Source organism: Paenibacillus sp. FSL H3-0286, from assembly GCF_045040705.1.
GTDB lineage: Bacteria > Bacillota > Bacilli > Paenibacillales > Paenibacillaceae > Paenibacillus_AQ > Paenibacillus_AQ odorifer.
Genome location: NZ_CP150285.1, coordinates 6681038 through 6705326 on the forward strand (window position 1 = coordinate 6681038; position 24289 = coordinate 6705326).

The window sequence follows — 24289 nt, forward strand, 5'->3', positions numbered from 1 at the left end:
GCTTCAGCTGTTTTTCACATACAGCAAGTTTATTTCATTCGTACTGGCAAGCTCACCTTGAACGCTGTCCCATCCCCCGGGCGACTATTTGCAGTTACCTTACCTTCATGCAGCTCAACGATTTTTTTAACCAATGACAGACCTAGTCCACTACCGCCACCACTTGCGGTTCTAGCTTTATCTGCCTTATAGAAACGCTCGAAGATCCGAGGCAGATCTTCCTCCGAGATGCCAATCCCACTATCTTGAATCTCCACCTCTACCTGCTCATCCACCATGCGAAGGCTAATATGGATGCAACCGTTCTGCGGAGTAAACTTGATACTGTTATGCAGCAGATTAGTCCAAACCTGACTCATTAAATCTTTTACAGCAGATACATTCACTTCTTCCAGTTCAGCCTCTACCTCTATTTTTTTCTCCAACCACTGTGGTTCAGAAGCCAGAATCGTATCTCTAAGCTGCTTATCCAGGCGGTAAATCTGATTTTCAAACGGAAAATTGCCCGATTCAAGCGCGGACAGCTTCAATAAATTATCACTGAGCCCAGATACGCGGGTACTCTCAGCCACTATAATATTAAGGTAGTGCCTCCTGCTCTTCACACTCAGAGTTTCATCCTGCAGCGCAAGAGCAAACCCCCGAATAGAGGTTAGCGGAGATTGAATTTCATGCGATACATTAGAGATAAAATCCTGACGCATGGTCTCCATCTGGCTCAGTTCGCTGGCCATTACGTTGATACTCTCTACAATCTCACCGAAATCACCGTAGTCCTTTGTATTATCAAGTACCACATTGAAATCACCCTTAGCAATCCGCCCTAAACCTTCGATAATTGATTTATAAAAAACACGTTCCCAGCCCCGGAATAACTTGGAGGTTACCAATGCCATCAAAAACAAAATCACAATTCCGACCATCACGCCGATTAACTGGGTCAAATACTCCGAAGAGGGGCGTCCAACCCTGCCATATATCCAGTTCATCAAGAAATAAGCTGCACTCCAGCTAATCCCAACACCACCGAAGTAAATAAAAGTCATCCCAATCCGCTTAAGAAGCTCCTTAAACCGGTTCATGCCTCTGCCTCCAGCCGATAGCCTAATCCGCGGATGGTACGAATAACAAACCCGTATTTATCAGGAGCGAACCGTTCGCGCAAACGGTTGATATGCACATCGAGCGTCCGCTCATTCCCTTCAAAATCATAACCCCATATCTCTTCGATCAGCCTGTCTCTAGTCAATGTCTGCCCCGGATAGCTGCCCAGCTTAAATAACAGCTCAAATTCCTTAAGTGGCAAAGTGACTTCTCCATACGCTGAGGACACCTCGTAGGTTTTACGATTCATTCGCAGCCGGCCAATCCCCACACTTTGTGCAGCAGAGATTTGGTAACGTTTGAGCAGCGCCTTTACTCGCGCAATAAGCACCACTGGCTCAAAGGGTTTGACGAGATAGTCATCACTTCCCAGCTCAAAGCCCTTCACAATTTGTGAGGTCTCTCCCTTAGCCGTCAGCATCAATATCGGAAAATCATAGGTTTGGCGCATCTTCCGGCACAGCTCCCAGCCATCCAAATTGGGCATCATCACATCAATAATGGCTAAGTCTATGTTATGGCTCTCCAGAATCTGAAGAGCCTCCAGTCCATCAGAAGCTCCATAGATGTCATCCATCCCCTCAGCTCTCAGAAATACTTCTACCAATTCGCGGATGTGCGGATCGTCGTCCGCTACTAGTATTTTTGTCATGTATCACTGGAGCCTCCTCTTTATTGTCTTGAATCTCAAGGTTATTCATCTGCAGCTGCTGGGTGGCAAATTCACGATATAGCTCATGGTTTTCCAGCAGTTCTTCATGTCTTCCCATCCCGGTAATCTGGCCCTTTTCCATAAAAATAATCTGCTCAGCATTTACAACAGTAGCCAAACGGTGCGCAATTACAATCGTAGTCCGGCCCTTCATCAAATTGGACAGTGCCTTCTGCACTACGGCCTCTGATTGGCTATCCAGACTGGAGGTCGCCTCATCAAGCATAAGAATCTTTGGATTCCGCAGCAGCGCTCTAGCAATAGCAATCCGTTGCCGCTGTCCACCCGAGAGCTTCACACCTCTCTCACCGACATCCGTATTATATCCTTCAGGAAGCTCATCGATAAAGCCATCTGCATAAGCCATTGCTGCTGCTGCGCGCATCTCCTCCATGCTAACGTCTCGATCCAATCCATAGGTTAAATTCTCAGCAATCGTACCTGCCAACAATGGGCTTTCCTGTGAGACGTACCCGATCAGTTTCCGCCATGAGCGTAATGAGAAGGTTGACACTGGTTTATCGCCTAGCTTAACCATACCTTTCTGAGGCTCATAGAATCGTTCGAGCAGTGAAAATAATGTAGTCTTGCCTCCCCCGCTCGGTCCAACAATAGCCGTCACCTGACCCGGAAGCATCCGGAAGCTTACATCGGTTAGCACATTCTCACCATTTTTATATCCAAAGCTTAGATCTTCTACAGAGATAGGACCCTCTGCACCGTTCGCCTCTTCCTGGCCCTCATATACCTCCTCTTCTGCTGCCAGGGTTTCAATAATGCGCTCTGATGCCCCTTTAGCTTTCTGAATCTGTGTAAAGAACGTGGTCAATTGAGTAAGCGGCATAATAATCTGAATAAGATACAGGATAAAGGCTACCAGCTCTCCAGCTGTCAAAGCCCCGGAAGATACCTGCATTCCGCCATAACCGATAATGACCACAAGTAACATCATAAAGACAAAAGAGACCAGTGGGCTGATCATAGCGCTGATTTTGCCTTCACGAATGCCAAAGGAGAGCAGGTTCATAATTCCGGTTTTGCCTGCTTCGTACTCTTTTTTCTCTGCACCCGAGGATTTCACCAGACGGATCTCTGACAATACACCACTAAGTGTGGCGGTAAAAGAAGCTGTTTCGTCCTGCATGCCTTTGGAGATTTTGTACATCTGCCGTCCAAGCGGCACCAAAATCAACGCAGATAGTGGAAGAACGGTGAACAGAACAAGCGTCATCTTCCAGTTCAAAAATAAAAGCACAGCAATGGAGCCCACAATGGAAATCACTCCGGTAAATAAGCTGGCCAGATGTTCAGAGATCAGCGTTTTGATGATCCCTGTATCATTTGTCATCCGGCTGACGCTTTCTCCTGTCCGATTATCATTGTAATAAGCTACTGGCAATACTAAAAATTTACGCCATAACCGGTCACGAAGACCTGCAACCATCTTCTGGCCCACGTAATTCAGCAGATAGATAGAGATTCCCCCGGCGATCGTCTGCGCGATAAAAGCACCCGCTATGCCTGCAATTTGCAGCTTGCTGACAGAAGCCAAAGAAAAGCCATCCACCAGATTTTTGGTGAACATTGGGATCACCAGACTAACCAATGTCGAGATCATGCTTAGTGCAATAGCTATTGCCAATAAGCCGTATGAAGGCTTGGTTTCTTTTAATAATGTGAGGAATGGCTTCAGCGCCGTTTTCCCCTTAGCTTCGGATTTTTTCATGCAAAAACTCCCCTTTTCTTGGTGAATCTGCGAGAAGAATGTATCTTCTCTGTTTCGCCTAACCCCATCCTAGCCCTGAATTGTAAACTGAAGTTAAACCCATTGATTCTCTTTTATACAAACGTAGATAGGATAATCCTCAGGCATATTCCTAATAAGGAGGAGCGAACTCTTAACATTTCTACCACCTGCAAACTTGTTATATGCGTTTTTTGTCACTTAGCGGATCAAATTTAAATAAACGTTAAAAAAATGTAAAAAAGTAAAAAAGGAAGTTTGTATCCCTTTTCAACACGTGTTACAGTGATAGAAGGGCCTAATATTGGTCAGTATATCCATGCAAGACATCTAGTGGGAAAGGAGTGACGCATTTGCGGAAAGGCGTTAACTATCCATCTTCTTTCACGTCTTTAAAATGGTTCAATTTTTTTGTATACGGAACCATGGTCCTCTTCTCCAGCTTCTTTCAACTATACCTGCTGGATGTAGGGATGAACAAATTAGAGATCGGTGCCGTATTTTCTATGGGTGCGCTAGTATCCATCTTTGCAAATCCATTCTGGGCAATCTGGACTGACCGATACCAGAATATCCGGAGAATCGTTTTGCTTATGTTAATCGGAACGTTAGTGTTATCCCAGCTTATGTTTCGGGCAAATACATATGAGATGATCTACATCTCCATTCTTTTGTTCTATTTCTTCCAAGGACCGTTATTTGCTCAGAGCAATACGATGATTCTCAGCTATATTGACGGAACTAACTATCGCTTCCGTTCTTTTCGGCTTTGGGGTTCATTGGGGTGGGCACTAATTGCAATTGCCGCCGGATTGGTCCTTGATTGGGCTGGTGTATCTATCTTGTCCTATCTGTTTGCAGGCTTACTATGTGCATCAATGTTATCCATTCTTGCATTACCGAAACTTAACCATACCATTGGCATGGCTCCTATGCCGTATAGAGGCTTCAGCAAACTAATTTATAATCCCTTTTTCTTGTGTTTCATATTGTTTGGTATCCTAGTTTCCATACCGAACACCATGAACACTACATTCATGTCTTTGTATATTACGGACCTAGGCGGCTCCAAGGGAATGATTGGTCTCGCAGTATTCCTCTCCTCTATTTTGGAAGTGGGTGTATTTGTTCTCTGCGACCGATTCCTTAAACGTAAAATATCTGTTCTGCTCGGCTGGCTTGCGCTGGTTAGCGCTTTATTCGTACTACGATGGTGGTTCATGGCGGACGCGACTACAGCCCTCCAAGTAGTGCTCATTCAAATTTTACACTGCATAACATTTGGTGGTTTCTTCTATGTAGGCACTCAACTGACCATGCTTCTTATTCCAAGACCTTACCGTGCTTCAGGACAAGCGCTCTACACACTGACTTGGAGCGGTATAGCCGGTATTGTTGGAGGAGTTCTCGGCGGGTGGATGTATCAAAATCTAGGGGCACAGAGCATGTATCAAGCGGGTGTCTTCTTGACACTGTTTGGAACGCTAGGCTTTACTTTCATGTGGCTCTTTGTAAACCGTGGAGGCTACCGGCCCCCTACAGAGGATGAGGAAGAACTCTCTCACATCGAAATATTATAAGCGAAAATATAAAAAACAGGCTCAAACGTACCTAAACGGGACGTTTGAGCCTGTTTTTTTATAAAGAACCTGAACGAATCAAGTGTTAGCCTTGTTTTGGAGGCTGAAATGAACTCTTCAGTGAAACGATAAGATTGAATACGAGATGCCCAGGCGCCGAATATTTGCTATCTACATTAAAATAGCCATGACGGAAGAACTGGAATTTATCCTGAGCCACACTGTCCTTAAGCTCGGGTTCCACAAAACCTTGTAAGATTTCAATGGATTTAGGATTAAGCTGATCCAAGAAGCTAGGCTCCGCTTTCTCTACCGTGGAATCCAGACCTTCAACTTCTGCAGCTTCATCTACTTCTTCAGCAGAAATCAGTGGCTCGTATAAACGGAATTCTGCAGGCACAGCTTGACTAGCTTCTACCCAGTGCAGAGTACCTTTTACCTTACGGCCTGTAAATCCACTGCCACTCTTTGTTTCCGGATCATACGTACAATGCAGTTCAACAACCTCGCCATTCTCATCTTTAATGACTTCATTACATTTGATGAAATAAGCATGCTTCAGGCGTACTTCATTGCCGGGGAACAAGCGGAAATATTTATTGGGCGGATTCTCCATAAAGTCGTCGCGCTCAACATAAATCTCACGAGAGAACGGAATTTGGCGTACACCCATTTCTTCATTCTCTGTATTATTCTCCGCTTCAAGCCATTCTGTTTGGCCTTCCGGATAATTGGTGATAACAACCTTAAGCGGACGAAGTATAGCCATGGTGCGAGGCACAGTTAACTTAAGGTCTTCCCGGATAAAGTGCTCCAGCATTTGCAGGTCCACTAGACCCTGACTCTTGGAGATCCCTGCTTCGTACACGAATTTACGAATCGCTTCCGGCGTATATCCTCTGCGGCGCAGGCCGGAGATCGTTGGCATCCGCGGATCGTCCCAGCCATCCACATGTTTTTCGTCTACCAGCAGCTTCAGCTTACGTTTACTAGTCATGGTTTGAGCGAGATTCAGACGGCCGAATTCATATTGATGCGGAACAGAAGGCATCTCACATTCCGCTACGACCCAATCATAAAATGGGCGTTGATCTTCAAACTCAAGCGAACAAAGGGAGTGAGTTACACCTTCAATGGCGTCCTCAAGTGGATGAGCGAACGTGTACATCGGGTAGATGCACCATTTATCCCCTGTATTATGGTGATGCGCATGAGTAATCCGATAGATGACAGGATCACGCAGATTAATATTTGGTGAAGCCATATCGATCTTGGCACGAAGAACCTTCTCACCATCTTTGAATTCCCCTGCCCGCATACGGCGGAACAGATCCAAATTCTCTTCGATGCTGCGCTCACGATGTGGGCTGTTCTGTCCTGGCTCCGTCAGCGTTCCCCGCAATTGGCGAATTTCATCCGCGCTGAGGTCATCTACATAAGCTTTACCTTTAGTAATTAATAATTCGGCACGTTTGTACATTTCCTCAAAATAATCCGATGCAAAACGCAGCTCTTCCCATTCATAGCCCAGCCACTTTACATCTTCCTGAATGGAGTTCACATATTCCGTATCTTCTTTGGCAGGATTCGTGTCGTCAAATCTTAGGTTAGTCTTGCCACCGAACTCGTCCGCCAGTGTAAAGTTAATCCAAATCGCCTTGGCATGTCCGATATGTAAGTAACCGTTCGGCTCCGGCGGAAAGCGTGTGACAACTTCTTTTACTTTACCCGTACGGAGGTCTTCGGTAATAACATTTTTAATAAAATTGGAGGGGGTAGTACGGTTCTCCACAGCTATCAACCTTTCGTTCTGTAGTGTTACACTACTTCTTGTATAAACATGTTTCCTACTAATATACCCGTTAACTGTAGATTGTTCAATAAAAGGGGGCACATGGCCTGGATCAATTTTTAGCATCTTTAGACCTTTTGACTTCTCTGCGGGCGATAGAGTAGCATGATAATCATAAGAAAAAATCCATAATCATACATAAGGCCTTGTGCCGAAAAGGAGGCAACTGCTTGTTTAATTATGTCATCGACGAAGAGCTTATCTTAAAGCCACTCATGCCTGAGCATGCTAGGCACATATTCGCGTTAGTGGAGCGCTCGCGGGAACGACTTAGGCAATGGCTTCCTTGGGTTGATGCCGTTACGGAACAGGATCACACCCTTAATTTCATTAAAAATGCTATAAAACAAGGCACCGACAATGGCGCCTTCACTGCTGGACTTTGGGTCCGCGGCGAGCTCGCTGGCGTCATTGGGTATCACCAGATTGACTGGCATAACCGTTCCGTAGGGATTGGTTATTGGCTTGGTGATGGATATGAAGGCAAAGGTTATATGACCAGTGCCTGCCGAGTTCTAGTAGACTACGCCCTGCTGGAAATGGAGCTGCAGCGGGTAGAAATTCGCTGCGCAACCGCCAACGTAACTAGCCGGGCAATTCCTGAACGGCTTGGTTTTGTGCTCGAAGGTGTGATCAGACAGGCAGAAAAGCTGCCCGATGGCTACGTGAATCACGCCGTATATGGTTTATTACGTAGTGAGTGGCAGCTGCTCGGCTAAGTTACTTAAGCAAAGCAAAGTTAAACAAACACGCAAGCAGAAATAAACCTGGCTGGCATACGCCCCCAGGTTTATTTTATTGAGCAGACCAAGATTAGATCTCTGGCATACCCAGCTGTTTTCGAAACTTGTTCCGTACTACGGCTGAGAGGGCTTCCAGCTCCACAAGCTCTGCCAGAGCAGCCTCCTCTTGCAGCCCAACCTGCATTAAATGCAGTACATGCGCCACGGAAGCATGGCTGTCTCCGTTTTCTTTTTTGACAATTGCATCGCCGGTTGAAATCATTCCTTCACGAAGTACACGCAAGTAAAATCCGCTATACCTTGTATCCAGAACTTGAGCCGGAAGATCTGCGGGTCCATGCTTTTGTGAGATTTTGAAGCAAGGATATCTTGGCTGGCTAACCTGAAGCAGAGTGGTGCCTATTTCATATACATCGCCAATACACACCTCTATCTCCAGCAGACCCGTTGTGGTGATATTTTCTCCGAAAGCCGAGTACTCCAGTTTCTTTCCCAGCTGCTGTTCCCAATAAGGATAGTGCTCAATGGGATAGGCGCACACCGCCTTGTCAGGACCTCCATGATGTTTAAGATCTGCCTGACCATCTCCAACAAATCCATTGATATGAAGCTGAACTGATCCTTCTACAGGCGTTTTATAAATTCCGGTCTCCAAAGGTTTTCCCCGATAATCCACCGTCACCGGCCGACCGACATTAAGCGAGACGATCTCCATATCCATTTCCTCCTGTCAGCATGCAGCTCATAAATATCTCATCCACATAACGGCCGCCAAGATAAAACTCCTCCCGCAGACGCCCCTCTTCCACAAAACCGCATTTCCGATAAAAAGAAATCGCTGATTCATTACAGGATAATACACGCAGGCGAAGCTTACGAATAGCATGCGCCGCAGCATGTTCCTTAATGGCTTCCATGAGCTGCCGGCCAATGCCTAAACGTTGATAGTTCGGATGAACAGCAATATTAACCTCGCACACATGCCGGTTGCTCTCCATTCTACTAGGGCAGCCAAACCCGACATATCCACATAGCTTGTCATCTTGCAGCGCTACGAGCTGAGAGCCCGGGGGAGCATTCAGTAAGAAATCTTCTTGTGAGCGCCACAACATAGGTCCCGGGCTAGTGTCCTCTGTCCAAATCAGATGGTCCAGATCAATCAGTTCTCGCACGTCTTTAATCTCTGAGGGTCTAATAGTTAACCTTGCCTTGTTGATTTGTTTCATAAGATGTACACCCCTTGCCTTGCACCTCTATAGAATTCACAGCAGATGTTGGAATCCACTGTGTATAGTTATCTTACGGACCGCTCTAACGAATGGCCTTTACGATTGACTAAAGCATGGATGACGAAAAATCCTACAGACAGCAGCGCCATCGCACAGGCCAGCCAGGCTGTCGGTGCCAAACCACCGCTATCATACAGTCTGCCCATGAAGTAAGGGCCAATGACTCTCCCGACTGCACCTATCCCTCCGCTTAGTCCCAAATAAAACGGTGCGCTGCGCCCCGCATGATCCGAGATAAAGGATGGCATCGCTGGAGAAATCAGCATTTCTCCCAGTGTAGCAAGCACCATTCCGAGCACTAAGCCAGGATAATTAGGCATCCACAAAAGAAACGCATAGCCACCCAAATAAAACAGGGCACTTGCAGTCATTTGCGCCGTTGAGGTAGACGCGAACCAGCGCTTAATCATTGTTACCAATGGCTGAGCTGCAAAAATCAAAATACCGTTCAGTGTCCAGAGAAAACCATAAGTTTTCTTAGGCCAGCCCTCTGAAATAATGAACGGAGATACCCCTGTATTCCAGATAGAGTTACCGAGAAGCAGGAACAAAGAACCGATCCCCATATAAAGATAAATACGAGTATGCCCCATTAGCTTCCACGTGGATTGTTTCTCTGGTTCATTCTTCTGATGCCCCATTACCTCATGCGCAGGTTCTCCACCGATTTTCTTCAGATATATAAAAAAGAAACCCGCAAATACCGCCGAAGTTACACCATTCATTACAAAGCTTAGCATATAGGAAATATCGGCCAAAAAACCACTTAATGCCGTCCCCAGTGCTACACCAATATTATTGGCGACATAAATAACATTAAACAGCTCACCACGCTGCTTCGTGAAACGAAAGCCGATAAATGCCTGAATGGCAGGTAATGATAAGGAATTAAATAATCCTACCAGTCCCATTGCTACCATAAATAACGTCCAGTTGTTACTAGCTGCCGGCAAGGTGAACAGTGCCAAAGCATTCATGGCGAGCGCTCCGACAATCAGCCGGTTAACGCCTACCTTATGATAGAGTGAGCCCCCGAGTAGTTGACCCACGATCCCACCAACCGATTGAATAAGAATCACCAGTCCAGCATCTGACATGCTGCGTCCAAGCTCATCAAATACATACATCGTAACGAGCGGCCACATCAGCGCACTACCTGTTGCGTTAATTAGGCTGGCAATTAGAAATATTTTCACTTCTTTTGGATATGCCTGTAAAAACTTCATAAGTAGTGTACATCCCCTGTTATATATGTGTCATTAATTCATCCAGTATCATCCCAAAACAGGGCTATGAGCAAGCATACACATTGACGTTTTATCGTGATAAAGTACGCATGAAATCTAAAGGATAAAACGCACATATCGCATGAAATATCCCGTCTCCCTTGGGGTTCACGTCCGCAGTCCTCCCTAGCTCTAATATCTATTCTTATTTTAAAGCCGTGGCTGTCGTCCGTAAAGCAAACTAAACAAGAAGAAACTGATTCGCTTTTAGAAAGACGGGGTAATAGAGCCTAGAAACACTCCCCCTTCAAAATTCGCCGTGATCCGATTTCGTTCCCCCGAGCGCGGATATATCACGGCGGATTTTTTTGTGTCTGCATAACAAAAAGCACCCCTAAAACATTAACGCCACCAATAAGGCAGACCTTGAATGTTCTATGGAGTGCTCTATAAGACGAGCTTAAGCGTGTTTCTTGACACTGCTGCCGGACATGCTATCTACGGATTGAATAGCCGTAGGTGCTTTACGCAAGTATGCCATCCAATAGGCAGCTGCGACAAATATTGCCCCACCCGTTAGATTGCCGAGCCAGACGGGAACAAAGTTAGTGAAGTATTGCCCCCATGAATAATAACCTTCAAAAATAGCTGCTGGAATTAGGAACATGTTAGCTACAACGTGCTGGAATCCGATCGCAACAAAGGCCATCGTCGGGAACCAAATACCAAGGATTTTGCCGCTGAAGTTATCTGCTCCATAGGAGAGCCATACGGCCAGCGCAACGAGCCAGTTACAGCCGATACCCGAAACAAATGCCGGAAAGAATTCTGCATCGATTTTATGACCAGCCATATCCACCAATTTTTCTAAATACACACCCTCTGAAGTTAAACCCACCACATGACCGAAGAAATAAGCTACAAATAATGCCCCTGCCAGATTACTAATCGTAATGAGCAAAAGATTCTTCACAACTTCCCAGAAAGAAATCTTCTTAGCCATAAAAGCGAGCGGCACGGCCATCATATTCCCTGTCAGCAGTTCCCCACCTGCAAGGAGTACCATGATCAGCCCAACGGGGAAGACTGCGGCTCCGATAAAGTTAGCAATGGAACCCCATTCCTGTGGTGCGCCAGCAATGACGCGAATATCTAATAAAAACCCGAGCGCAATAAACGCTCCTCCCAAAAAGCCCAGAATAAGTACGGTACTTAGCGGATTATGAGCTTTTTTTATGCCGTTCTCTACAGTTACTTCGGCAATTTGCTGCGGTTTGCTATAAGCCATGGTTCCTATCCCCTTCATCTATTTACTTCAAATTTGTTCCTTTATGACCATTGTAGCGTGTCGTAAAACACATTAACGTGATAATTATCACTTTGAGAAAACTAAGTGAAAGTTTTCACTGACATGTCAAATTTACTGCAGCCTGTGCACAAATAGAAGTTTGCGACTGGCCTACTAAGCCAGCATATCTTGTTTTGTTGGATTACATTTGAGCGTACGCAGCAGCTATCGGACACAATTGACCTTATACGTAGCTTTTGAGCACATTTGGCTCGCTATCGGACACTATAGTCGCTATTGGCACCAAAAACACACTAGTTGTAACTCGTTCTATGTAATAGCTGCACTGGAGTCCGAAACCACGCTCAAACGGCGATTTATTGCTAATTAGCGGCCTCTGAGTCCGAAAGCTTCTACGGAGGGCGATGACTCAGCACTATCGGACTCAGTTAACCCTAATCGTAACTTTCGAGCATATTTGGCTCGCTATCGGACCCTATAGTCGCTATTGGCACGAAAAACACACTAGTTGTAACTCGTTCTATGTAATAGCTGCACTGGAGTCCGAAATCACGCTCAAACGGCGATTATTTGCTATATAGCGGCTTCTGAGTCTGGAAAATTCTGAGGTGGGCGGTGACTCCGCACGATCGGACTCAGTTGACCTTATACGTAGCTTTTGAGCACATTTGATTCGCTATCGGACCCCATAGTCGCTATTGGCACGAAAAACACACTAGTTGCACCTCATTCTATGTAATAGCTGCACTGGAGTCCGAAATCACGCTCAAAAGGCGATTATTTGCTTATTAGCGGCTTCTGAGTCCGGAAAATTCTGAGGTGGGCGTTGACTCCGCATGATCGGACTCAGGTGACCTTATACAGAGCTTTTGAGCAAATTTGGCTCGCTATCGGACCCTATAGTCGCTATTGGCACGAAAAACACACTAGTTGTAACTCGTTCTATGTAATAGCTGCACTGGAGTCCGAAATCACGCTCAAACGGCGATTAATTGCTAAATAGCGGCTTCTGAGTCCGGAAAATTCTGAGGTGGGCTGTTTCTCAGCATGATCGGACTCAGTTGACCCTATTCGTAGCTTTCGAGCACATTTGGCTTGCTATCGGACCCCATAGTCGCTATTGGCACCAAAAACACACTAGTTTTAACTCGTTCTATGTAATAGCTGCACTGGAGTCCGAAATCACGCTCAAACGGCGATTAATTGCTAAATAGCGGCTTCTGAGTCCGGAAAATTCTGAGGTGGGCGGTTTCTCAGCATGATCGGACTCAGTTGACCCTAATCGCAACTTTCGAGCACATTTGGCTTGTCATCGGACCCCATGGTCGCTATTAGCACGAAAAACACACTAGTTGTACCTCATTCTATGTAATAGCTGCACTGGAGTCCGAAATCACGCTCAAACGGCGATTATTTGCTATATAGCGGCTTCTGAGTCCGATAAATTCTGCGGAGGGCGGTGACTCAGCACGATCGGACTCAGTTGACCCTATTCGTAACTTTTGAGTACATTTGGCTTGCCATCGGACCCCATAGTCGCTATTGGCACCAAAAACACACTAGTTGTACCTCGTTCTATGTAATAGCTGCATTGGAGTCCGAAACCACGCTCAAACGGCGATTATTTGCTAATTAGCGCCTTCTGAGTCCGAAAGCTTCTGCGGAGGGCGATAACTCAGCACGATCGGACTCAGATGACCTTATACGTAGCTTTTGAGCACATTTGGCTCGCTATCGGACCCTATAGTCGCTATTGGCACGAAAAACACACTAGTTGTCCCCCATTCTATGCAATAGCTGCATTGGAGTCCGAAACCACGCTCAAAAGGTGATTAATTGCTAAATAGCGCCTTCTGAGTCCGAAAGCTTCTGCGGAGGGCGATGACTCAGCACGATCGGACTCAGATGACCTTATACAGAGCTTTTGAGCACATTTGGCTCGCTATCGGACCCCATGGTCGCTATTAGCACGAAAAACACACTAGTTGTAACTCATTCTATGTAATAGCTGCATTGGAGTCCGAAACCACGCTCAAACGGCGATTATTTGCTAATTAGCGGCTTCTGAGTCCGAAAGCTTCTGCGGAGGGCGATGACTCAGCACGATCGGACTCAGTTGACCTTATACAGAGCTCCTGAGTCCGGAAGCTTCTGCAGAAGGCGATGACTCAGCACGATCGGACACAGTTGACCCTAGTCGTAACTTTCGAGCACATTTGGCTTGCTACCATCACCGAAGCCATTGGATTGCACCTACCCATGCAGCTAATCATTCTGCACCTAACAAAAAAAAGCAGTGATCCTCCCGTAACAGGAGGATCACTGCTTCTCTAGCTTTACAAGGCTGTCTTATTCTTCGATAAATCACTCAGGAACAACGTCCCTTTTTAAACCGTTACAGCCTCTTTGCTTGGTACTGTTGTCGGCAGCGCTTGAAGACCTACTGTATTCAGGAAGTTCCAAGGTTTGTTGTAATGCGGTTGGAAGAAGAAATCGATAAAGGCTAGTTGGTCGATTGTCATATGATTTTGAATACATACAGACACTGTGTTAATCGATTGCGTCAGATCCATCTTGGACATAATTTGAGCCCCGAGAATACGGCGTGTGGCGCGATCAAACACTACTTTTAACTGAACCTGCTCAAAGGTGGGCATAAATTCCGGACGGTAGTTATCAATAATCATGGCGGTTTCTACGTCCATTCCTTCAGCCTTAGCTCCTTCTTCAGTAAGCCCTGTTGCAGCGATATTGTCTTCATAAATCTTAATGCCCGAAGTTCCTTGTGTACCCATATAAGGAATGGTCTCTGTTACCAAGTTGCGCGCAACTAAGGTTCCCATCCGTACGGCATTGGTTGCCAGTGGGATATAGGCGTGTTTGCCTGTAGGGTTGTAATGAATCGCACAGCTGTCGCCAGCGGCATATACATCCGGGCAGCTAGTCTGCATATAGTTATTGACTACAATGGCACCATTAGGCAGCATATCGACTTGACCTTTTAAGAGTTCAGTATTAGGACGGAAACCAATGCAGAGAATGACCAGATCTGTCTCATGCTCACCTTTGCTTGTAATAACCTTTGTTACCTTACCGTCTTTGCCTGCAAAAGAGCTAACCTTCTCATTCAGTGCCAATTTAATCCCATGATCCTGAAAAGATTGTTCGATCGGTGCAGTAAATTCCTGGTCCAGATATTTACTCAGAATGCGATCTTCACCATCAATTAGCGTAACTTGCTTGCCATTCATTTGAAAAGCTTCCACCAGTTCAACGCCGATATATCCAGCACCGACGACGGTGATTTTATTCGCTTGTTTAGCTTTTTCTATAATAGTGTTGGAATGATCATAGTTCTTGGAAAGTAAAATCCCCTCGAGTTCAAATCCTTCAAGCTTCGGCACAATCGGCCATGAACCTGTAGTCATAATCAGCTTATCGTAGGTGTCAGCGAACTCGTGACCTGTCTCCAGATTGCGTACACGCAATGTTTTGGACTTCGTATCCACTGCAGTTACTTCATGACGCATATTGGTCTTTACGCCAAGCTCTGCAAGCTTTTCTGGTGAAGAATAGAATAGCCCCTCTGGGTCTTTAACCACTCCACCTACATACAAGGCAATCCCACAGGATAAGAAGGAAATATTATCATTACGCTCATATACAGTAATCTCGGCATCCGGGTAAAGCTGAGCAGTATTCACAATTGCGGCGGTTCCGGCATGGGTACATCCAATGACAGCTACTTTCATTATTTCTTCCTCCTTCAAATGGACAATCGGGTTATATATTTGACTTGCATGACCGATCAATGATGGAATCTGATCAACAATGGGTTAGTTGTGATTTATTTCACTTTATAAACTGATTATATTGTGATATTTATCACATTACAAGTCTTTTTTACCTATATCCTCATATTGTTCACAATTTTAAGTTTTTTTCCGCCACTGCTGCCGAATGCGACTCCGTTATCTTTGCCACGTGGGAGGTACATTATGATCCGTATTTGCAGGAATCCAAAGGAAGCATAAAAAAAGGCCTCCCCTCTAATACCAACAAGGAGAAGCCTTTTATTAAAACACTTTTACACCAAACCGTGAATCTCTCCGTCCTCATCCATCCATAGTCCCTCAGCGGCTGGCTTAGCTGGCAGACCTGGCATCGTAACGATGTTGCCTGTAATAACTACCGCAAAACCTGCACCAAGCGAAAGGGTAATATCTCGGACACCAATCGTAAAGCCTTCCGGTGCTCCGAGGAGTCTAGGCTGGTCGGAGAAGGAATAAGGCGTCTTCGCCAAACATACTTGAAGATCATTTAGCCCAAGCCGCTCGATAACCGCCAGACTCCGCTTAGCCGCCGGAGAAAAGTTCACTTCTGCCCCGCGGTAGATCTCACGGACAATTTTGTTGATTTTGGATGAAATGTCGAGATCCTTCTCATACAGAGGAGCAAACTGGCTCGGGCCACTATTGTCCAAGAGCTTGTTCAGTTCAGAAGCCAATTCCTGTCCACCTGCACTACCTTCCGCCCATACTTTTGAGATCGCAGCCGGCACGTTTAAATTGCGGCAGGCCTCCAATACATCATTAATCTCGCCCTCACTGTCCCCTTCAAAATGATTTATGGCAACTAAAACAGGGACTCCAAATTTACCGAGATTCTCTACATGACGTTCTAAGTTCACCAATCCCGCGCGAAGCGCCGTCCGATTCTCGGTTAGAAGCTCACCTTTAGGCACACCACCGTTATATTTTAAGGACTTAACAGTTACGACAAGAACAGCAGCAGAAGGGTTTAACCCGGCCTGTTGGCATTTGATATCCATGAATTTCTCTGCACCAAGATCCGCTCCGAAGCCTGCTTCGGTGACCACAACATCTCCCAGCTTAAGGGCATAACGAGTGCCAATAACACTGCTGCAGCCATGAGCGATATTCGCAAACGGCCCCCCGTGTACAATAACAGGCGTACCTTCCAGAGTCTGTACCAAGTTTGGCTTAACTGCTTCCTTAAGCAGCGCTGTCATCGCTTCAACGGCCCCGATTTGCTCGGCTGTTACCGGTTGTCCCTCTTGGTCATATCCAATCAGAATACGGTTTAAACGCTTCTTGAGATCAATAAGGTTATCGCATAAGCATAACACAGCCATAATCTCAGAAGCCGTTGTAATCTGAAAGCCACTTTCCCGTACCGCTCCATTTCCGTCCCCGAGCCCAGTCACAATACTGCGCAGGCTGCGGTCGTTCATATCCATGACACGTTTCCAAACGATACGCTGCGGATCCAGTCTCAGCTCATTGCCTTGGAAGATATGATTGTCAATCATTGCGGACAATAAATTATGCGCAGAAGTTACCGCATGAATGTCACCGGTAAAGTGCAAATTAATCTCATCAGCCGGAACAATCTGCGACTTCCCGCCGCCTGTTGCACCGCCCTTCATCCCTAAGCAAGGTCCAAGCGAGGGCTCACGTAAAGCAGCCACGGTCTTCACTCCTGCTGCATTCATTGCCTGCGCCAACCCGATGGTTGTTAAGGTCTTACCCTCGCCAGCAGGGGTCGGATTCACCGCAGTGACCAGAACCAGCTTGCCATCTGGCTTGTTTTTCATATCCTCCCATAAGGAAGGTGAGAGTTTGCTTTTATATTTGCCGTATAGTTCCAGATGCTGCTCGTCGATTCCTGCTTGTGCTGCTACCTCTGTAATTAACTTCATGCTTGTATAAAACCCTCCTGCCGTTATTATCCTGCTGTACTCCGCTTTTTTATGCATGTTCGCACAGTTGCTATATTCTCTTCAAAGGATACATCGTCTTTTTAAAGCGTCAAGTATAATTTATCACAATAAAAATTCAAGAAAATCTCCATTAATCCTTTAAAAAAAGAAAATCCCCGCGAGCATCGGTCGAAACCGAGTCGAGGGGATACTTGGAGGATCACTCTGCAACTGACCCCATAATGGATCTACAGTAGTGACTCAATATGTTGTTTCATCGTTTCCGGCGATTCTTTGGGCTCCACACGAGCCACTACATTGCCGCTGCGATCAATTAGAAATTTCGTGAAATTCCAGCTAATGTCGCTGCTGTCCCCAGCACCAGGCTGCTGCTCCTTCAAATAATTGAAAAGCGGGCTGGCATCCGGTCCATTAACATCAACTTTGGCGAATACCGGAAAGGTAACTCCATAATTAATCTGACAGAATTCCTCAGCCTCTTCACTCGTACCTGGCTCTTGGCCCGCAAACTGGTTGCAGGGGAATCCTAATACTACAAGTCCTTGATCGCTATACTGTTCGTATAGTTTCTGAAGATCTCCATACTGTGGCGTAAGTCCGCACTTACTAGCCGTATTAGCAATCAGCAGCACCTTACCTTCATACTCCGCAAACGGCACTTCTTTACCCGAAGGTGTAACGCCGGCAAAATTGTAGATCGACATCTTTATTCCCCTTCTTTCCTTTTACTTAGACTACACTACGTATCTTACCCGAACTGTAAGGGAATGCAACTTCTGAACTCTTTTTATAGCCATAGAAAAAGCAGCCCTACAAATTTCATAGGACTGCTCTCTGCGTCTGTGTTATTTCGATACCGGAATTGCGTCATAATATTCTTCCAACGTAATATCCTTCTCATTGATATAGGCAGCAATGTCCTTACCTACATAACGGATATGCCAAGGCTCGTACTTATATCCGGTAATGTCTTGCTTACCTTCAGGATATCTGATGATAAAACCATATTCCCCTACATGCTTGGCCAACCACTCGGCTTCCTTCGTCCCACCAAAACAGCTCTCAGCGGCACACTTGCCATCACTTCCCGAGACATCAATAGCCAGCCCGGTCTGATGCTCGCTATAGCCAGGGACTGCACTGTAAGTACGGGCTTTTTCTTCCCCGTCTCTCTCCACATAACGGTTATACAAAGTCGTCTGGGTTGCCTGTGAGCGGTAGGCAGAAACGCCTGCTAAATAAATTCCGTCTTCCTCTGCACCTGCGAACATCTTCTCCAAGGCTTTAGCGGCTTCGCTGCGCATCATACGCTTTTCGATTTTCTCTTTGAAGGTAAACCGGACATCAGGATAGACAAGATCCGTTGGTTTATAATTATCAGGCAAACCATACTGCTTATTTACCATCACTGTAATACTATCAGGCTCTGCAGATATAGGATCTGGAACACTACCTGCATTATCACCGCCTGATTCAGGCGGACTAGAGGGTTCTGATGGATCTGGTGTATCCGATGGATCAGCTACTGCCGGGTCTGTAATCCCCCCTCCATCACTTTCCCCCGTCTCCCCAGGCTCACCTTGAAGATTATCCCCCACATTTATATTTGAACCGTTACTCTCCGAAGCAGAAGGAGACGTGTACTTTCCTATTCCCCAACCGACAGCAATAACGACAATTAACAAGATTATAATTTTAAATTTTTTTGACATCTGTAAGTTCTTCCTCCTCGAAGCCGAACATTCTATTTATCTATTAGACAGGCTTTCCTTCATAAATGTTTCACTAAGAACCTATTTTTAATATAAAAATCAATATGTTCCACGCTATAAAATAAAGGTTACCATAGGTCATTAGCTTCAGCGCTAACTACCCTATGGTAACAAGTTTCATCTATAAAACTCTACTAACTTTATCTGGAAGTGCCGCGACCGCCGCTTTTAAAGCCACCGGATCCATTGCTACGGCCACCGCGTGAAGATCCGCCGCCGCTGTTGCGGCCGCCTTTGCCAGCAGCGCCACCCTTGGCACCGGCGTATCCGCCTTTGCTGCCTTTACCACCTTTGCCGCCTCTAGACGGGCCTGCACCGTAGCCGCTGCCTAAGCCGCCACGTGGAGTGCCTCCAGTGTAGGCACCGCCGTCCGCACCTCTAGCTACGTTCTCACTGTAGCCAGTGCTTGGTCCGCCCTTCCGGTTCGCACCGCGCGAACCGGCGCTAGGCGTTGCCGCGTTACCGCTGGCAGACGCTTCGCCTCGGGAGGCGAAGGCGCCATAGCCGCCGCCTACTCGCACTACGCCGGCAGCCTTGCCGCCGCCCTTAGGAGCAGCAGCGTCATAGCCGCTGCCGCCACGCTTGCCCGTCGCCGCATCGGAACGACCGCGGCGACCTTCTGCAGGCGCGCCCCAGCCGCCTGCTTCTTTACCGCGGCCACGGCCACCTTGCCGCGCTCCGCCTTCGCCGCGCGGAGCTCCGCCGCGGCCAGAGCCGCCGGTCTTCGGCCCGCGGCCCGTGCGCGCTGCCTCAGCGCCGCCGCTTTGGCGACCGCCGTGGCGTCCGCCGCCTTGCACAGGGATGAATTCGCCAACGCCGAATTCATCCTTCTCGTAACGGCGGCGATCCAGCCGCTGCGAGATGCCATGCTCGATCAAATCCAGACCCTCTTGATCACGTGGAGATACGAAAGTTATTGCAAGCCCTTTGCCTCCAGCACGGCCAGTCCGGCCGATCCGGTGAATATAGCTATCCACATCAAGCGGCATATCATAGTTAAAGATGTGAGTAATACCTTCAACATCCAGACCCCGAGCTGCTACGTCTGTCGCTACAAGCAGCTGCAGCTTCGCATCACGGAATCTTTTCATCACGCCTTCACGTTTACCTTGGGACAAATCACCGTGCAGCTCGTCACATTCATAACCGGCTGCTTGCAGCGCTTCGTTCAAATTGGATACCCGTCGTTTCGTCCGGCAGAAAATAATAGCCAAGTAAGGACGATCCCGTTCAATGAGGGATTTGAGCGCTTCTTCTTTATTACGGTCCGAGCATTCCACTACTTGCTGTTTGATATTATCCAGCGGAATCGGCGAACCACTCTTAATGATGATATCCAGTGGCTCTTTCATGTAATTAGCAGCGAGACGTTTAATCGGATCAGGCATTGTCGCGGAGAACAACATAGTCTGACGACGATAAGGGACAGCCGTAATGATGGTCTCAACATCCTCCAAGAAGCCCATGTGCAGCATTTGATCGGCTTCATCCAGAACGAGCATTTTTACGCCGCTAAGATCCAGCGTCTCCCGGCGCATATGATCCAAAAGTCTGCCCGGTGTACCGATGATAAGATGTCTGCCGCCTTCCAGCTTGCGCAGTTGCTTCTCTACATCTTGACCACCGTAAACCGCCAATATTTTGATATCCGTATGACGCGCCAGCTTGCGTGCCTCTTCTGTAATTTGCAAAGCCAGCTCACGTGTTGGAGCCATAATCAGCGCCTGAGGGTAAGCCCGCTCCGTATGGATCTTGTCCATAATTGGCAGCAAAAAGGCCAAGGTCTTCCCTGTACCTGTCTTCGCTCTAGCTATTACGTCCAAGCCCTGCACCAATGGCGGAATGGCTTCCTGTTGCACTGGCGTAGGCTTAACAATGCCTTGACTTTGAAGCAATGTACACAGTAATTCTGAAACTCCTAAATCTTTAAATCCCGGCAAATTCTCCACCTCATTATTTTCTCGGTTTAATTTGATTACATCTCTTTCTTAACTTCCGTCTTCAAAAGCCCTGTATGAGGCAGCCTGCATAGGCTGTCCTGTTCTGGGGCATATGCTTCAGATTCAGCTATATTCAAACAAAAGCGGAAGAACACCGTCACCGGCATCCTTCCGTCCCATGTATCCCTTGACCCGTTAAAAGAGTGCGGTCAAAGTTCGGTTTCTGGGCAGCAGCGATCCACCGGACGTTAAGACGGCACTCCATTTGCGTTCCATTCCACTTTATACAATAGAAGTAAAGTTAAGCTTAGAAAGTTATCTTTTATATTGTACTTGATAGAAAGGCATTTGTGTGAAACTGCTGAAGAATAATTATTCAAATCCCTTAAGCTAGAACCTTCCCGATTTAAAAATCGCATAGATCAGCCACAAGAACATCAGAAGTGCCACTACGCTGCCAACCTCCACTGTAGGGAAATTCCATAACACTGAAGGCTGTCCACGCATCGCAGTACCAATAATGAGTCCTGTCATGATGATGCTAAACGCGAGCATCACAATACTGAATGCTAAACGGTTACCTACCCGGTCCAGCTTACGCTCCAGATTCTGCATCTCAGGTGCCACAATCTCCACCTTTATCTTTCCCTTACTGATCAGCGCGGATAACTGCTTAGCCTGCCCAGGAAGCTCCAGCAGACTCTCTGTTAAGTCGGCTACGCCTCCCAGAAACTTACGCTGCAATCGACTGCCGCTAAAGCGCTGCTTCACAAGTTCCCGCCCAAAGGGTTCCGCCATCTCCAAAATACTGATGGTTGGATCTAAGTTGCTGATGACTCCCTCCAGCGTGAGCATTGTCTTCCCTAACATCGTCAAATCCGGCGGCAGCACTAGACGGTGTTTTCGCGCTATGCCGAACAGATCATTCAGGGCTTTGCCTATACTCATTTTGCTAAATGGAACATCATAATATTCATCCCGCAGCCGATCCATATCATCATGCAGCGCACTTCGATCAGCATCCTCAGGAATGACTCCAAGACGCAAAATTGCCCGGACCATTGCATCCGTATTTTTGCGCATCAGAGCGATAATAAGTGCAGACAGCTGCTCCTTCATCTCCTCATTCAGCCGACCCATCATGCCAAAATCAATCAAAGCCAGCTTTCCATCACCCATCCGTATAACATTGCCCGGATGAGGATCAGCATGGAAAAAACCATGAATGAAGATTTGTCTAAGCATCATTTCCACAAGTTGCTGAGCAATGGCTTTAAGCTTAACGCCTTTACTCAGCAACTCATCGCGACGACTCAGCGTTGTCCCTACCACATATTCCATCGTCAGCACTCGTGTTGACGTATAGTCCCAATAGATATCCGGGATGTACACTCCCTCATAATCCATCTGCTGATCGATTTTCTCTGCATTACGCCCCTCTTGGCTGTAATCCAGCTCGCCAAGCAGCGATTTCGAGAACTCCTCTACCATACGGCACAGCTGATATTGCCTCGCCCAAGCGAGCCGCTTTTCAGCAAGCGTGCTTAAATCTTTGAGGATTTCCAAATCCCTGCTCATCGTTCGCAGAATACCCGGACGTTGAACTTTAACAGCTACGACTTGTCCACTGTGAAGCACAGCCCTATGCACCTGACCGATGGATGCCGCAGCAAGTGGCGTATCCTCAAAAGAATTAAAGATTTCATCCATATGCTGATCCAGTTCCTGCTCAATGATCGCGCGCACGCGGTCGACAGGAAAAGGAGGCACATTATCCTGTAGTTTTACCAATTCCTGAATAATAGAATCAGGCAGCAGATCTGAACGGGTACTGGCGAGTTGTCCCAGCTTAATAAAGGTTGGACCCAAATCCTCCAGCACCAGCCGAATCCGCTCCCCGAGCGTAAGGCTTGTGTGTGCTTCCTGCGTTACAAGACGACGTGGAAGGGATAGTAAGTGATAGAGCCCCAGCTCTTCCACCATATAGCCAAAACCATGGCGCATAAGCGCCATGGCAATTGCCCGGTAACGTCCGGCATGTCTAATGCGTACTGCCATTTAGTCCGAACGCGTTTCCGCCGATGTTCCCTCTAGATGGGAAATTCCCTCTAGCTCGGCCAACCGGCGCTCCAATACTGCAATTCGCCCTTCCAGCTCGGCAATATCGTTTTGTACAGGCACATTCATTTCCTTCAGCACGCGTTGTACTTGCTCTTGTACAGCAGATTTGAACATGCCTCGTTCTTCCTCACCACGTTCAATTAGCCGATCGACGAGAGCCCTAGATTCCGAAGGAGCAAGCTCCCCGCGTTTCACTAGTTCTTCAACAACCTTCTCTACTTTTTCCTTACTGACAATGGTGAGGCCCACTCCTAAAGAGATCGCTTTTTTAAACAAATCACTCATGGCACTTTCCTCCCAAAGATTCCGTTTCATTACATAACGGAGTTTATGATTAAAGTATACCCCACTGTGTACGTATTTCAAAAAAAACACAACATTGCTTAGTTTGTGACCGGAATACGGGCAGCCCAAGTAGCCGCCTGTAGAATTAGTTTACGTAGTGCCGGATGACGGAAGGAGGGTTCATGATGACCAGGCATAAGGAATACTACTCGTCCTAAACCATAGCTATGGCACCATGCAGCTGGAATCCATTGCCCCTCAGATTCATATTGAAGTAGAATAGTCCGTTCTGTGAACGGGTCAAATTCAAAATGATAGGGCTCCTCATCCAATTGGAAATCTTCCACACCTTCGGTAATGTCATGCTCTAGCACTTTGAAGTTCAGGGGTTCGTAAGCTGTGTGTCCGTTAAATCGACCCCCGATTAGCTGTGCAAGCTCGTTACGTTTCGTCAGCGAAGCTCCCGTATGAAGAACAATGAGTCCGCCTCCTCCACTTACGTAGCTGAGCAAACCAGCCGTTTGTTGAGGGGAGACTGTTTCGTTCCACAATTCATTGTAAGCAATACATAGGTCATAACTTGCTAAATGCTCAATGCGCATTAATTTTTTATTTTCTGAACATTGCACGGTTAATAAATCATTTAAGATCTCACTAATTTGTTGGTCCACTCCTTGAAGTGGATGAAACCGGGGATGGGTGTAATCACCAAGTAATAGACATTTTCTCTTGTCCATGGGATCCTCCTCCTTATTCGTTGTTATTATTCGTCACATGTTGCCTATATTCTAAGGAAAACTGCCGCGAATGTCCATGCAGATGGCAGGTATATTGCTCTTTGGGCTTATTTTTCCGGGTAAAAAAGCATC

The 24289-nt window shown here is 46.8% G+C and carries 18 protein-coding genes; 2 read left to right on the plus strand and 16 right to left on the minus strand.

Annotated features, from left to right (window positions below; all coding sequences use genetic code 11):
• Window positions 1-29: 29 nt before the first annotated feature.
• The 3 genes from MHB37_RS29830 to MHB37_RS29840 are packed head-to-tail and all read right to left on the minus strand — an operon-like array spanning window position 30 to window position 3542.
• Window positions 30-1082, minus strand: a complete 1053-nt coding sequence (locus MHB37_RS29830) for a HAMP domain-containing sensor histidine kinase (protein ID WP_076192343.1) — start codon at window positions 1080-1082, stop codon at window positions 30-32.
• Window positions 1079-1756, minus strand: coding sequence for a response regulator transcription factor (locus MHB37_RS29835; protein ID WP_076123953.1), 678 nt, complete (start codon window positions 1754-1756; stop codon window positions 1079-1081). The genes MHB37_RS29830 and MHB37_RS29835 overlap by 4 nt, the downstream gene beginning before the upstream one ends.
• Window positions 1686-3542, minus strand: a complete 1857-nt coding sequence (locus tag MHB37_RS29840) for an ABC transporter ATP-binding protein (RefSeq protein WP_076192341.1) — start codon at window positions 3540-3542, stop codon at window positions 1686-1688. Before MHB37_RS29840 ends, MHB37_RS29835 begins: the two co-directional genes overlap by 71 nt.
• A gap of 362 nt (window positions 3543-3904) precedes the next feature.
• On the opposite strand from MHB37_RS29840, the gene MHB37_RS29845 reads away from it, so the two are divergent.
• Window positions 3905-5140 (plus strand): MFS transporter, encoded by a 1236-nt coding sequence (locus MHB37_RS29845; protein WP_305953522.1) that lies wholly within the window; start codon window positions 3905-3907, stop codon window positions 5138-5140.
• An 85-nt stretch (window positions 5141-5225) separates the two neighbouring features.
• Here the strand turns inward: MHB37_RS29845 and MHB37_RS29850 are convergent, their stop codons facing one another.
• Entirely contained in the window at window positions 5226-6932 is a 1707-nt protein-coding gene (locus tag MHB37_RS29850; protein WP_076276935.1) for a glutamine--tRNA ligase/YqeY domain fusion protein, read from the minus strand.
• A gap of 230 nt (window positions 6933-7162) precedes the next feature.
• On the opposite strand from MHB37_RS29850, the gene MHB37_RS29855 reads away from it, so the two are divergent.
• A complete protein-coding gene (locus MHB37_RS29855; protein WP_036681941.1) occupies window positions 7163-7711 on the plus strand; it encodes a GNAT family N-acetyltransferase in 549 nt (182 codons plus the stop codon).
• 94 nt (window positions 7712-7805) lie between these two features.
• Here MHB37_RS29855 and MHB37_RS29860 read toward each other — a convergent pair whose 3' ends face one another.
• From MHB37_RS29860 to MHB37_RS29915, 12 genes are all read right to left on the minus strand, one after another.
• Window positions 7806-8450 (minus strand): MOSC domain-containing protein, encoded by a 645-nt coding sequence (locus tag MHB37_RS29860; protein ID WP_081387844.1) that lies wholly within the window; start codon window positions 8448-8450, stop codon window positions 7806-7808.
• Window positions 8431-8961, minus strand: a complete 531-nt coding sequence (locus MHB37_RS29865) for a GNAT family N-acetyltransferase (RefSeq protein ID WP_038573668.1) — start codon at window positions 8959-8961, stop codon at window positions 8431-8433. Before MHB37_RS29865 ends, MHB37_RS29860 begins: the two co-directional genes overlap by 20 nt.
• Window positions 8962-9029: 68 nt before the next feature.
• Entirely contained in the window at window positions 9030-10250 is a 1221-nt protein-coding gene (locus tag MHB37_RS29870; RefSeq protein WP_076192335.1) for an MFS transporter, read from the minus strand.
• 460 nt (window positions 10251-10710) lie between these two features.
• Window positions 10711-11538 (minus strand): formate/nitrite transporter family protein, encoded by an 828-nt coding sequence (locus MHB37_RS29875; protein WP_036681949.1) that lies wholly within the window; start codon window positions 11536-11538, stop codon window positions 10711-10713.
• A 2408-nt stretch (window positions 11539-13946) separates the two neighbouring features.
• Window positions 13947-15311, minus strand: coding sequence for an FAD-dependent oxidoreductase (locus tag MHB37_RS29880; RefSeq protein WP_038573671.1), 1365 nt, complete (start codon window positions 15309-15311; stop codon window positions 13947-13949).
• A 335-nt stretch (window positions 15312-15646) separates the two neighbouring features.
• On the minus strand, window positions 15647-17281 hold the full coding sequence (locus MHB37_RS29885; RefSeq protein WP_339188800.1) for a formate--tetrahydrofolate ligase: 1635 nt from the start codon (window positions 17279-17281) through the stop codon (window positions 15647-15649).
• A 248-nt stretch (window positions 17282-17529) separates the two neighbouring features.
• A complete protein-coding gene (locus MHB37_RS29890; protein WP_036681956.1) occupies window positions 17530-18006 on the minus strand; it encodes a glutathione peroxidase in 477 nt (158 codons plus the stop codon).
• 141 nt (window positions 18007-18147) lie between these two features.
• Window positions 18148-19014, minus strand: a complete 867-nt coding sequence (locus tag MHB37_RS29895) for a D-alanyl-D-alanine carboxypeptidase family protein (RefSeq protein ID WP_076179201.1) — start codon at window positions 19012-19014, stop codon at window positions 18148-18150.
• Between the two features lie 200 nt (window positions 19015-19214).
• Window positions 19215-21014, minus strand: a complete 1800-nt coding sequence (locus MHB37_RS29900; RefSeq protein ID WP_081392567.1) for a DEAD/DEAH box helicase — start codon at window positions 21012-21014, stop codon at window positions 19215-19217.
• Window positions 21015-21404: 390 nt separating this feature from the next.
• Window positions 21405-23072 (minus strand): AarF/ABC1/UbiB kinase family protein, encoded by a 1668-nt coding sequence (locus MHB37_RS29905; protein ID WP_076123972.1) that lies wholly within the window; start codon window positions 23070-23072, stop codon window positions 21405-21407.
• Window positions 23073-23420: a phasin family protein gene (locus tag MHB37_RS29910; RefSeq protein WP_036681962.1), complete on the minus strand. Its 348-nt coding sequence runs from the start codon at window positions 23418-23420 to the stop codon at window positions 23073-23075.
• A 98-nt stretch (window positions 23421-23518) separates the two neighbouring features.
• Entirely contained in the window at window positions 23519-24157 is a 639-nt protein-coding gene (locus MHB37_RS29915) for a ThuA domain-containing protein (RefSeq protein ID WP_076123974.1), read from the minus strand.
• Window positions 24158-24289: the final 132 nt, after the last annotated feature.